Source organism: Sphingomonas sp. (genome assembly GCF_050725575.1).
In the GTDB taxonomy this organism is placed as follows: domain Bacteria; phylum Pseudomonadota; class Alphaproteobacteria; order Sphingomonadales; family Sphingomonadaceae; genus Sphingomonas.
Genome location: NZ_JBOHHW010000064.1, coordinates 1 through 12843 on the forward strand (window position 1 = coordinate 1; position 12843 = coordinate 12843).

The window sequence follows — 12843 nt, forward strand, 5'->3', positions numbered from 1 at the left end:
TGGCAAACAGTTCCTGCGGGTCACGACCAGCCAGAAGCTGGTCCAAAACGTCCTTGTCGATTGCCATATCGATGGTCCTTTCTCTTCCATCTATATGACCTCACGCACAAAATTCCTGACAGTCCCCCCACTTCCGGTTCGGCGCATCGGCCGTAAACTGACGATCAAGCACATTGCCGGCAATGACGGAGCGTTCACCCGCGTCCTTTGGCAGCCCGCGTCGCCGGGGACGTGCCCTGAGACCGTGTAACTGCATCAACCGTTCGACCCGGTGCAGGCCGCATGAAAGGCCTTCGGCCAGAAGATCGTGCCAGACGCGCCGTGCACCGTAGGTCCGGTAGCTTGAGATGAAGCTGGCCCGGATCTTCCCGCCAAGTTCCTCGTCGCTACGCGCGCGGGCACTCGGCTCGCGAACGAGCCAAGCATGAAAGCCGCTGCGCGAAACACCGAGCGTCTCGCATAACCACGATACCGGCCAGACCCTCCGGTGCTTCGCGATGAACCCGAACTTCATATCGAGTCTCTTGCGAAGTAGGCCGCCGCTTTTTTTAGGATGTCGCGCTCCGCCTTGAGCTTCACAATCTCGCGGCGCAGCCGCTCAATCTCCTGCTGTTCGGGCTTCATCACCCCGTGCCCCGGAAAGGCCGATCCCGGATCGGCTTCGTGATCGCGAACCCATTTACGCAGCACGTTCTCGTGAACGTCGAGATCTCGTGCCGCCTGCGCCACCGCCACGCCCCGATCGCGGACCAACTTCACCGCTTCCAGCTTAAACTCGCGGCTGAACTTCCGTCGTTGCATTGTCACCCTCCGGTTCCAAAAACACCTTATCTCGGTGTCCACGAAACCGGCAGCAGCTCAAGCATTGCCAACAGACCAGCGGTCAAGATTCGTTTGGAGGCCAACATCAAGACATCCTACGAGACTATGGTTTTCCGTACCAGCTTCGGTGCGCGCGAGGGGGAGATCGAAGCCATGGCTAATGGCAGCTCCGCGAAACGCATCGACCAAAAGCTGCCCGAGAATTTTCCACCCAAGCAGTGCCATTCGGACAGTCAATTCGGCGCGCACAGAGCCGCCGTAGCGCGACGATGAATGGACGTCCGAAATTTGGAAGTCGAGAGCGGCCCGTGGATGGCCGACTATGGGTCTTCCCGTTTGCCGTCTGCATAACCGGGGTCGGTCCAAAAACGCACGAATAGGTGGCGGATTAACGACCGCTATTCGCTTCTGGCGGCCCGGAAGCTGCCCGCCTTCAACGGCCAACTCCTGTCAAACCGGTTTCGTAACCTGACCGAGCCAAGAATATCCTTGGATCGAGAAATGGAGCTATTTTCGCTGTTATCCGGCGGAAATATTGAGCTCGCCGTCAAAAAAATTCTGTTGAAAATCAATTACTTGTTGCGCGATTGGGCGTTAGTAGAGGCTAGGCTTGTTTACCGAAATCCTGAAGCAGCACCCAAACGCCGACGGCGGAAAATACGCCTATGTTTCTGAAAAGAAACAAAAATCGCTGGTGACCCCTACGAGAATCGAACTCGTGTTTTCGCCGTGAGAGTAGTATTTATCAAGTAAATCACGTCCATGGTTGTTTATAGGCGTCCGTTGGTGGTATTGGAATCGCCCGATTTTTCTCATATATATCCATCAACGTCCTTGATCGTATAGCAGTGCTTACTAGACGGATACAAAATCGTTTTTGATAAGAACTTGCCATAAGATCCATTCGATGGATTCTGTACACATGCCTCGGACTTTAGTCGAGAGCCCTATCACGACGCGTGCTTCGCGCGCGGTGCTGGGGAAAGGTTTGCACTGGCGCGGCATTGATCGCCAGATTCACCTCGGATATCGTAAGGGTAAGCGCGGTAGCGTGTGGCTCGTGCGCTGGTTCGCTGAACAGGACCAAGCCTATCGTCAGGTCGAGATCGGCATCGCCGATGATACGGTCAGTGAAGGCACGTTGGATTTCAGCCAAGCGGTAAAGGTCGCCACAGCGGCGGTCGAGAAGGCCCGACGCAAGCGTGCTGCCGACGCATCTGGTCCGGTCCTCACTGTGCGCCTGGCGGTGGAGACCTATCTCGCCGCACGAAATGCCCGCCAGTCTGAACGCGAAGGACGGGAGGTGAAGAGCGACGCCAACAGCACGCTCAGCCGTCACGTCCGCAATGATGAACATTTTCTGTCCATCAGGTTGGATGAATTGAACGAAGGCGACCTCGAGGCCTGGCGCAATGCGCTCGACCCGACACTGAAGGGAACGACCAAGCGCCGGATCATGAACGATTTGAAGGCGGCGCTCAACGCAACGCTGCGCCGGGAGCGCCGGCGGCTTCCATCCGACTTCGGCGATACTATCCTGTTGGGGCTCGACGTTGAGGCGATCGGTATCGAGCCGACCGAGGTCGCTCGAGAAAATCAGATCCTCGACAATGAGACGGTTCGCGCCGTCATAAACATGGCCTTCGAGATCGACGAAGATTTCGGGTTGCTGGTGCTCGTCCTGGCGGCAACCGGCGCACGCTTCTCCCAACTCAAGCGCATGAAAGTCTGCGACGCGCAGATTTCGCTTCGTCGCATGCTCGTTCCCCGAAGCCGAAAAGGCAGGAACAAGGTTGCCGGGTTCACACCGCTGCGTATCGGCGAAGACGTTCTCGCAGCGGTTGGTGATGCGATCCGCGGTCGCGCTCCAACTGAGCCGTTGTTCTGCCGATGGCGGCATGTCCAGATTGGGCCGGGGGTATGGGAACGAGACCGACGCGGCGCCTGGACGTCGTCTTCGGAAATGATCCGGTCCTGGACAATCCTTTGCGAAGCGGTCGGCATCAATGTCGTACCCTATGCCTTGCGGCACTCGTCGATCGTGCGCGGGATTGCAGCAGGTCTACCCGTTCGCCTCGTCGCGGCGATGCACGACACGAGCGTTGCGATGATCGAGAGGCATTATTCGCGGTGGATCGCCGACGGACTCGAGGAATTGGGCGCGGAAGCTATCGTGCCACTGCTTTCTCATGCGGCCTGACCCGGACCTGCCGTCGAATGGTCGACTGCTGACCGTCCTGCGTGAAGACCTTCATGCGATGGTATGGAGGGAACCGATCACCAAGGTCGCCGCGCGGTTCGGTATCAGCGACGTGGCCCTCCGAAAAAAATGCGTACAGCATTCAATACCGGTTCCAGCGCGAGGATATTGGCGGCAAATCGAGACTGGTGGGCATCCCATGCCGGCCGAATTGCCGGAGGTCGTCGGTGCCGGCGGAATAGATTTCTGGGTGCCGGTCGATCGCCAGGCTACCGAGACGCCAGCCGCATTCGACAGGAGTCGGACTTCGTCACGCGCCGTTCGAACGCGCGCCGACTATCGGCTCGATGGAGAACGTCGGCAGGAAGAGCGCCGGCACCGACTGGAGGTGATCGAGCGGGAACATGCCCAAGCGCGTGAGCGAGTCGCCGAGGAAAGGAAGGCGCTCGCTAAGCTGGAGGCGGATGCCATCGCATGGGAACAGGCCCAGCGGCTGCGTGCCTATATTGCTGCGGTCGTCAAAGTGCATGCGCCGACCCGGTCGCCAGCAGATATTGTCGAATGGTGCGAATGGGCGACGACACATGCCGACCACATCGATCCGCTGACGTCGCGAGACGCGAGGGACCGGACGACTTTCAAACAACATTAGGACTGCTCAGGCTCGCTCCTTTGTTGTGCGTGGCCTTTTATGAGTTTCAGGTCGTCGGGAAAATTGATGTTACAGATCGAAAATGGTTCCGCGACTCTTCGCACATTGGCCTCGGCGATCCAGCCACGAACGGTCCGGCTTCCTGCCTGGAGATGCCGGCGGAGCGGATCGAGGCAGGTGATCGGCCAATAGCCGATCAGATATTGCTCGTGCAGAACGGCAGGTCCGCTCCCATCCAACCGTAGTAAGAGGTCGCCGGGCAAAGGAAGTGTGTCGACCGGAACCGATAGGACGGCGCGGTAGCGCCGCTTCGTCGCATGCTCCAGTGCTGCCTCCAGGCCTGCTAGCGGCCCGATGCGCCTCCTACAAAGATCGGGCAACACGGTAACATCCGGCCACTCTCTGCCGCACACCACCACATCGTCCACCTGGGGACGGAGTGCTTCGATCACATGCGCGAGCATTGACTTGCCATCGATCGACGCCAGCGCCTTGTCGCTGCCAAACCTGCGAGAAGCGCCGCCGGCGATCACCGCACCTAGTACACCGCCGCGCGACTCCATCAGAAATCCAGGACTGCGGTGATGCTGCCGATCGGTTCCGCCTCGACGCCCGGAACCCGGCGGATCAGGATGTTGGTCAGGGCGAGCAACGCTTGCGAAGATGCTGCCTGGCGATCGAGCGCGCGCGCCGCGCGCCCGTCCCAGGCGCCGCACAGGAAGGCTTCCCGGTCTCCATTGCCGTCCAACGCTACAGCCAGCTGCGCCGGCCGCCACGACAGGGCGGCGGACATGGGGCGCCCTGTCAGCCGGCAGAGCAGCGGAGCCAGGAACAGCCGCGCCGTTACCAGCGCTGCGGTGGGATTGCCCGGCAAGCCGAGAATATGGGTCGCTCCGGCGCGGCCATACCAGACCGGCTTGCCGGGCTTGATCGCAACTTTGGAGAAGACGAGGCCGAGGCCAAGCGTCGCAAGTGCCGTCTTCGAGAAATCGCGATCACCGACCGAGGCACCGCCGATCACCACCACGACGTCCGCCGACGCCATTGCGTCCTGCACGCATCGCTCGATCACGTCGAGCCGGTCGGGCACGAGCGCGGACCCCGCAACCACCGCTCCCCATTCGATTGCCAGCGCGGCGATGGCGGGCGAAATGCTGTCGGGAATGACGAAGGGCGATCCGGTTGCGGCCTGACCCGATCGAACCAGTTCGTCCCCGGTCGCCACCACAAAGATTCGCGGCGCGCGCCAGACCACTAACTGCGCCGCATCAGCTGCGGCCGCGACGAGCATGGCACGGGGATCGAGCCGCCGGTTTGCGGGCAGCATAGGTTCGCCGGCCGCGAAATCCGATCCGCGCAACCGGACGTGGCGCTTGTCCTCGGAAAGGGGCACGGTGACCAGGTCGCCTTGCCGATCGGCCAGCTCCTGCGGGATCACGCGTTCCGCTCCGCCTGGCATCGGCGCGCCGGTGAAGATACGCACCGCCCTATCGGCTCCGACCTCATCGCGGCAAGGGTGGGCTGGCGCGGACTCGCCGATGACGTGCAAGGGGCCGAAGGCGCCATCTCTTACAGCATAGCCGTCCATCGCCGCGACATCCACCGGTGGGGCATTCACCCGCGCGAGCACGGGTTCGGCAAGGATGCGGCCGGCGGCATTGGGCAACGCCACCTGCTCGCGGCCGAGGGGCTGGGTCGCGTGCTCCATCCGCGCAAGCGCCTCATCGAAACCGAGCGTCGCATGGCACGCCGGCATCGGCCGGATCGCAAAGCCGAGATCAACCATGGCGTGCCGCGTCCGCCGCTACGGAACGCAGATCCGTTGCGCGGCGGGTCCGCACCGCTTCGCCGATCAGGATCAGCGCGGGACCATTGCCTTCGCCATCAATCGCGAGCGGCAGGAGGTCGAGCCGGGTATGGACGAGGCGCTCCCCGGGAAGGCTGACGTCGCTGGCGATCATAACCGGCGTCTCTGCCGGCAGCCCATGGGCGATCAGATGCCGGCATATCTCCGGTGCGACGGCGCGGCCCATATAGAAGGCAAGCGTCGACAATGGGTCGGCGAGCGACGCCCAATCGAGATCGAGCGCTTCACCGGCACGGGCATGGGCGGTGACGAACCGCACCTGTCGTGCCGATCCGCGCAGGGAGAGCGAGGCACCGGCGCTCGCCGTCGCGGCGCTGGCGGCGGTGATGCCGGGGCAGATGCGCCCGCGAATGCCGTGGCGCGAGAGTGCCTCCATTTCCTCTGCCGATCGGCCGAAGACCGACGGATCGCCGCCCTTCAGCCGCACCACGCGCTCGCCGTCGAGCGCAGCCTTCACCAGTAGCGCGTTGATCGCATCCTGCGTCCGCGAATGCCGCCCGGCGCGCTTGCCGACCGCCACGCGGCGCACATGCGGCGGGATGAGATCGAGCACGCCCGGTCCGACCAGGGCGTCGTGGAACACGATCGAGGCGGCAGCGATCAGCCGCTCGGCCTTACGGGTCAGCAAGTCCGGATCGCCGGGGCCGGCACCGACCAGCCAGACCTCGCCCGGTGCGATGAGCTCAACCATAAACGGCTTCCTTTTGTGGGGAGAGCAGTGCGGCGATCGCGGGGCGGCAGGATCCGCAATTCGTGCCGGCGTTGATCGCCGCGCCGACCGCTTCGACGCTGACAAGATGCCGGGTGGCGATCGCGTCGAGAATGGTGTTCAATCCGACATCGAAACAGACGCAGATGATCTTGCCGCGATCGGGCGCCGGTGTTGCCGGGCGTCCGGCGAGCAACTCGAAGGGCGCGGTGTCGGCATGGCCGAGCTGAGCGATCAGCCAGTCGCGCGGCGGCAGTCCGCCGCTACGCGAGACGAACAGCGCGGCCTGCAGAATGCCGTCGGCCATCACCGCCGACCGGATGGCGCCACGCTTGGGATCGATCATCTCGGCCCGCTCGCCTTCGGGCAACAGCGCGATGAGCGGCGCGATATCGCCATCTCCCGCCAGCTCGGTTAGCCAGCCACTCGCGGTGCGGATGCGCGTCCAGTAAGTGCAGTCGGGTTTGGCGGGCAGGTCACGCGATAGCAGGAAGCCGCTCCAGCCCGGCTTGTAGGCGCTGGCGGTCGCGGGCGTGTTCTTGAAGCCGGGCTGGCCCGACACCGGGTCACGGTCTCGCGCCGGCAACAAGCCAGCCCGGCCACCGCCGCTGGTCTGATCAGTCCAGTGGATTGGCACGAACAGCTCGCGGCGCCGTTGGTCGGGCGTGCTGGCGACCCGGAACACGCTCGATCCCTGTGCCGTCTCGACCCGCGCCAGCCCGCCATCGGCAAGGCCCAGGCGCTGGATGGTATCAGGATGCACCTCGACCAGCGGCTCACGGCGATGCTGGGACAGTTTGGGTGACAGGCCGGTGCGCGTCATCGTGTGCCATTGGTCGCGGTAGCGCCCGGTGTTGAGACGCAGCGGCAAGGCACGGTTGCCGTCGTCACGCGGTACATGGCGGACCGGCACCAGCCGCGCCTTGCCGTCGGGCGTGGTGTAGCCGCGCGTTGCGAAGGGCGAGGCGCCGCCCCATTGGAACGGTGCCATCGCGTCATAATCGGCACTGGTGATCGCCGCCTTGTCGGAGATGTTGAGCAGGCGAGCGCCGTCATTCTCGAACCCGGTCTGCGCGGCAAATTCGCGGAAGATGCTGGCCGGGTCGGGGTAGTCGAAGCCGGCAAAGCCCATGCGCTTCGCGACTTCCGCGATCGCCCACCAGTCGGCGCGTGCCTCGCCCAGCGGCGCCATGAAGCCGCGCTGGCGCGAGACGCGGCGTTCAGAATTGGTGACCGTGCCGTCCTTTTCGCCCCAGCCCGTCGCGGGCAGCTTCACTTGTGCATAGAAGCCGGTGTCGGTCGCGGCGATACAGTCCGAAACGACCACGAACGGGCAGTTGGCCAGTGCCACGCGGGCCATGCGCGCATCGGGCAGCGAGACGGCGGGGTTGGTCGCCATGATCCACACCGCCTTGATCTTGCCCTTCGCCATTGCGTCGAACATGTCGACCGCCTTCAGGCCAGGGCCGGAGCAGATCGTCGGCGATTGCCAGAAGCGCCGCGCGCGGTCGCGCTCGGCATCGCTGAAGCCCATATGCGCGGCGAGCATCGAGGCGAGCCCGCCGACTTCGCGCCCGCCCATCGCGTTGGGCTGGCCGGTGATGCTGAACGGCCCCGCGCCGGGCTTGCCAATCCGGCCGGTCGCGAGGTGCAGGTTGATGATCGCATTGGCCTTGTCGGTGCCGCTGGTCGACTGGTTCACCCCCTGGCTGAACAGGGTGACGGTGCGCGGATGCTCGGCGAACAGGTCGTAAAATGCCTGGAGGTCGGCGGGCGCGATGTCGCAGGTCTTCGCCACATCGGCGGTTGGAAGCGATTTCCAGAACCCCTCGGGCACCGCGACATGATCGGCGAGATAGCGTCCATCGAGCCGCCAGCTCGACCGCATCTCGGCAAGCAGTCCGGTGAACAGCGCAACATCGCTGTCGGGGGCTATGGCGAGGTGAAGATCGGCGCGTTCTGCGGTCTCGGTGCGGCGCGGATCGATTACCACCAGCTTAGTGCCGTGCGCGGCGCGTGCCGCCTCGATCCGCTGCCAGACGATCGGGTGGCACCAGGCCGTGTTCGATCCGACCAGGACGATCAGGTCGGCGGCGTCGAGATCGTCATAACTGCATGGCACCACATCCTCGCCGAAAGCGCGGACATACGCCGCGACCGCGCTCGCCATGCAGAGCCGGGAATTGGTGTCGATATTGGCAGTGCCGATAAAGCCCTTCATCAGCTTGTTGGCGACATAATAATCCTCGGTCAGCATCTGACCCGAGGCGTAGAAGGCGACACTGTCCGGGCCGTATTCGGCGATGGTCGCAGCAAAACGGCTGGCAACAAGGTCTAGCGCCTCGTGCCAGCCGGCCCTCTCCGACCCGATCATGGGATGCAGCAACCGCCCCTCGAGTCCGATCGTCTCGCCAAGATGCGTGCCCTTGGAACAGAGCTTGCCGAAATTGGCGGGATGATCCGGATCGCCGGCGATCGCGGCGGTGCGATTCCCGGTCGGAGTCGCGACGATGCCGCAGCCGACGCCGCAATAGGCGCAAATCGTTTTGACCGCGTTCAAGCCGCCTCGGCAAGCGCGGCGGCGCGGCCAATCAGGATTCGCCCGCCATCGATCTTGACCGGGATCACCGGTACGCAGCCCTTGTCCTCACCGAGCGCCTCACCGGTGATGAGCGAGATGCGCCAATTGTGCAGCGGACAAGTGACCGTGGTGTCGTGAACGATGCCCTGGCTGAGCGGCCCGGCCTTGTGAGGGCATTGATTGGCCAAGGCGTAGACCTGGCCGTTGGCGGTGTGGAAGATCGCGATCTCGCGCCCGCCCCTCACGGGCAGAGTGCGCGCGCCGAGCGCTGGCAACTGATCTACGGGTCCGATATCGAGCCATTCGGGTTCCATCACGCGATCTCCAGCGTGCGGGGGGCAGGGGCTGAGGCCGGTCGGATCTCGGCAAGATGCTGGTGAAGTTTCCAGTCCTCGCCCGCGGCGCGCTTCGCCCAGGGATCTTCCTGCATGAAGCTCTGCGAATGGAGGAAACGCGTCCGCAGTGCCTCGCGGCCGGTTTCGTCGTCGACGATGCGCTGCCGGATATAATCGAGCCCGGCCCGTTCAACCCAGGGCGCGGTGCGATCGAGATAGCGCGCTTCCTCGCGGTAGAGTTGGATGAAGGCCGCGATATAGTCGAGTGCCTCCTGCTCGGTCGCAACCTTGCACAGGAAATCGGTGCCGCGCAGCTTGATCCCGCCATTGCCTCCGATCGACAGCTCATAGCCGCTGTCGACACAGATCACGCCGATATCCTTGATCGACGCCTCGGCACAGTTGCGCGGGCAGCCCGACACCGCGATCTTGAACTTGTGCGGCATGAAACTGCCCCAGGTCATCTGCTCGATCCTGATGCCGAGGCCAGTCGAATCCTGCGTACCGAAGCGGCACCATTCCGACCCGACACACGTTTTCACCGTGCGCAGCGCCTTGGCATAGGCATGGCCGCTGACCATGCCGGCCGCGTTGAGATCGGCCCAGACCGCGGGCAGATCCTCTTTCCTGATCCCGAATATATCGAGCCGCTGGCCGCCCGTCACCTTCACCATACGCGCCTGATATTTCTCGGCGACATCGGCGATCGCGCGCAGCTCTTTTGGATTGGTCACCCCACCCCACATACGCGGCACGACGGAATAAGTGCCGTCCTTCTGGATGTTGGCGTGCATGCGCTCGTTGACGAAGCGTGACTGGTTGTCGTCGACGAATTCGCCAGGCCAGGCACAGAGCAAATAGTAATTGAGCGCTGGTCGGCAGGACGAACACCCGTCGGGCGTGGTCCAGTGCAGTTCCTGCATCACTTGCGGGATCGCCCTCAATTGCTTCTCGATGATCAGCCGGCGGACATCCTCATGGGTGAAGCTGGTGCATTTGCAGACGGTCGGCGCGGCACGTTCGCCGGCGTAATCGTCGCCCATGGTGATCGCGAGCAGCCCCTCGACAAGCCCAGTGCAGGATCCGCATGAGGCGGATGCCTTGGTGCAGGCGCGCACTGCGTCGAGTGTGCAGGCACCGCCCTGGATCGCGGCGACCACCTTGCCCTTGGGCACGCCGTTGCAGCCGCAGATCTCGGCGTCGTCCGCCATGGCTGCGACTGCCGCATTAGGGTTTGCCGATACCCCTCCTCCCGAAGCGAAGGCCTGGCCGAAGATCAGCGCGTCGCGGATCGCAGCGACATCCTCCTGGCGTTTGAGCAGGTCGAAATACCAGTTGCCGTCCTGCGTATCGCCGTAAAGCACCGCGCCGATCAGCCGGTCGTCCTTTACCACCACGCGCTTGTAGATGCCGCGCGAGGCATCGCGCATGACGATGTCCTCGCACCCCTCACCGCCTGAGAAATCGCCGGCGGAAAAGAGGTCGATGCCGGAGACCTTGAGCTTGGTCGACGTAACGGAGCCACCATAGCCGCTCGGCGTCGCGACCAGTCCATCGGCCAAGCTGCGGCACATGTCCCACAGCGGCGCGACCAGCCCGTAGACCTGGCCCTGATGTTCGACGCATTCACCGACTGCGAGCACATCCGCGTCCGAGGTGACGAGATGATCGTCGACATGGATGCCGCGCCCGATCGCCAGACCGGCATTGCGCGCGAGTTTCACATTGGGGCGGATGCCCACCGCCATCACGACAAGGCTCGCCGGGATCTCGCGCCCATCCTTCAGCCGCACGCCCTCGACCTTTCCCTGGCCGATGATCTGCGCTGTATCGGCCCCGGTCAGGATGGTCTGGCCGCGCCGTTCAAGTTCTTCCTTGAGCAGCCAGCCGGCCGCTTCGTCGAGCTGGCGCTCCATCAACGTCGGCATCAGGTGAAGCACCGTCACCTTCATGCCGCGCAGGCACAGCCCGTGTGCCGCCTCCAGCCCGAGCAGACCGCCGCCGATGACGACGGCGTCGCCCCCGGCCGAGGCCGCGCGCAGCATCGCACCGACATCGTCCATGTCGCGGAAGGTGACGACACCCTGCAGGTCATGCCCGGGCACGGGGATGATGAACGGGTCGGAGCCGGTCGCGAGCAGCAGCTTGTCGTAGCTTTCGACCCGGCCCGACCGCGCCGTGACGGTGCGCCCCGCCCGGTCGATCGCGACGATCGGGTCACCCGCCATCAAGTCGATGCCATTGTCGGCGTACCAGGCGTGATCGTTGATCACGATATCCTCGAACGACTTGTCGCCCGCCAGCAGCGGCGACAGCATGATGCGGTTGTAATTGACCCGCGGCTCGGCGCCGAAGATCGTGATGCGGTATTTGCCCGCGTCGCGCGCGAGGATTTCCTCGACCGCGCGGCACCCGGCCATGCCGTTGCCGATGACGAGGAGGTGTGGTTTTGGTTCAGTCATGAAAGGGCCCATTCGAGCGATAGCCACAGCTTCTGCGTGTCGGTCGCGAAGCCATGGGCGGTGTAGTCGGCATATTTGACGAGGGCGGTGTATCGCCCGCGCTTCAGGCTGGCCTGGAGGTCGATCTCGTCGCCATAATGCTGGTCGAGCCGGTCGCTGTCGAAGCGGTGATAAACCGCGGTGAGGCCGATCGCGTCGAACCCGGCGATCTTCTTCCAGCCATAGCCGATCGAGCCATAGGCATCGCGAAGGCCGTTGGGCGGGGTGACGAGGAACTTGTCGGCCCAGCCGTTGAATTTGTGGAGGGTTGCGAGCGGCGTCTGGAAGCTGGTCAGCGCCGCGCCTTGGTCAGCACCGAGAACCTCATAGCCGCCGCTCAGGCTGAACGCCCTGATGCCGAGCCCCAGCTCGCCGGCATAATAGCTGGCGGCATAATCATTGGGATTGCGACGATAATCGCTCTGTCGGGCGAAGCTCGCCATATAGCTGAGCTTCACAGCCTTGTTCAGCGATCGGGCGCCGATGAATCGGGCGCCATAGGTCTGGCTGCTGTTGGCGAACACCAGCCTTTGGTCTTGGTCTATGAGATAGGCGAAGCCGATCAGGGTGCCGAACGTGGTGGTATAGGCAAGGTTGGTGAAGACATTGTCGCCGCCGATCGACGATAGCCGCGCCGCGCCGTAGCGATTGCCGCCATCGATCCCCCAGATCGAACGATCGGCCCGCGCATAGGTAAGGTCGGCCTTGAGGTTCCTGATGCCCGACCATTCGATCCGTGCCGCATCGAAGGTCTGCTCATTGTCGCGCCAGGCGACCGACCCGACAAAGCGCTGATCGTCGAGATTGATGCGCTGCCGTCCGACCGTGACGACCGTCCCGGGCAGGCCGCGATATTGAAGCTGAAGCCGGTTCAGCTCGATATTCTGCGTGTCCGGGACCAGCGGGAAAGCGGTCTTGCCGTTGAGCCCGCTATTATAATGTTCCGAAATCGCCAGAGTCGCCTCGCTCTCGGCCAGCAGGGCAAAGTCGCCTGCCTTTGCCTCGATGCCGCTGCGCACCCGCATCGTCACCGCGTCGGCGTTGCTCGGCAGGGGCGCCTGATCGACATGTTCGTAGCGCATGCGCGCGTCGATCAGCGGCTTCAGCGTGATGGTCTGGGCGACGGCAGGGGAGGCGATAACCCCTGCCAGCATTATCGGTGCCAGCCTCATGGGA

At 63.7% G+C, this 12843-nt stretch carries 9 protein-coding genes and 1 pseudogene; 2 read left to right on the forward strand and 8 right to left on the reverse strand.

The annotated features are described in order from the left end of the window. Positions 1-127: 127 nt before the first annotated feature. Positions 128-801 (reverse strand): annotated as a pseudogene (locus tag ACRECS_RS25010) (IS3 family transposase); the annotation flags it as partial. 943 nt (positions 802-1744) lie between these two features. Here ACRECS_RS25010 and ACRECS_RS25015 point away from each other — a divergent pair. After that, entirely contained in the window at positions 1745-3022 is a 1278-nt protein-coding gene (locus tag ACRECS_RS25015; RefSeq protein WP_431585687.1) for a tyrosine-type recombinase/integrase, read from the forward strand. After that, the gene (locus tag ACRECS_RS25020) at positions 3012-3674 is read left to right on the forward strand and encodes a hypothetical protein (protein WP_431585688.1); all 663 of its coding nucleotides are present in this window, start codon (positions 3012-3014) and stop codon (positions 3672-3674) included. Before ACRECS_RS25015 ends, ACRECS_RS25020 begins: the two co-directional genes overlap by 11 nt. Here ACRECS_RS25020 and ACRECS_RS25025 read toward each other — a convergent pair. The 7 genes from ACRECS_RS25025 to ACRECS_RS25055 are packed head-to-tail and all read right to left on the reverse strand — an operon-like array spanning position 3671 to position 12821. Next, the gene (locus ACRECS_RS25025) at positions 3671-4237 is read right to left on the reverse strand and encodes a molybdenum cofactor guanylyltransferase (protein WP_431585689.1); all 567 of its coding nucleotides are present in this window, start codon (positions 4235-4237) and stop codon (positions 3671-3673) included. The genes ACRECS_RS25020 and ACRECS_RS25025 overlap by 4 nt on opposite strands. Further along, positions 4237-5460 (reverse strand): molybdopterin molybdotransferase MoeA, encoded by a 1224-nt coding sequence (locus ACRECS_RS25030; RefSeq protein WP_431585690.1) that lies wholly within the window; start codon positions 5458-5460, stop codon positions 4237-4239. Before ACRECS_RS25030 ends, ACRECS_RS25025 begins: the two co-directional genes overlap by 1 nt. Next, a complete protein-coding gene (gene cobA / locus ACRECS_RS25035) occupies positions 5453-6232 on the reverse strand; it encodes a uroporphyrinogen-III C-methyltransferase (RefSeq protein WP_431585691.1) in 780 nt (259 codons plus the stop codon). The genes ACRECS_RS25030 and cobA overlap by 8 nt, the downstream gene beginning before the upstream one ends. Further along, positions 6225-8810, reverse strand: a complete 2586-nt coding sequence (locus ACRECS_RS25040) for a molybdopterin-dependent oxidoreductase (protein WP_431585692.1) — start codon at positions 8808-8810, stop codon at positions 6225-6227. Before ACRECS_RS25040 ends, cobA begins: the two co-directional genes overlap by 8 nt. Continuing rightward, complete coding sequence (gene nirD / locus ACRECS_RS25045) at positions 8807-9145, reverse strand: nitrite reductase small subunit NirD (RefSeq protein WP_431585708.1); 339 nt, start codon at positions 9143-9145, stop codon at positions 8807-8809. Before nirD ends, ACRECS_RS25040 begins: the two co-directional genes overlap by 4 nt. Beyond that, positions 9145-11628, reverse strand: coding sequence for a nitrite reductase large subunit NirB (gene nirB, locus ACRECS_RS25050; RefSeq protein ID WP_431585693.1), 2484 nt, complete (start codon positions 11626-11628; stop codon positions 9145-9147). The genes nirD and nirB overlap by 1 nt, the downstream gene beginning before the upstream one ends. Continuing rightward, positions 11625-12821 carry an alginate export family protein gene (locus ACRECS_RS25055; protein ID WP_431585694.1) on the reverse strand — a complete coding sequence of 399 codons (1197 nt, stop codon included), beginning with the start codon at positions 12819-12821 and terminating at the stop codon, positions 11625-11627. The genes nirB and ACRECS_RS25055 overlap by 4 nt, the downstream gene beginning before the upstream one ends. Positions 12822-12843: the final 22 nt, after the last annotated feature.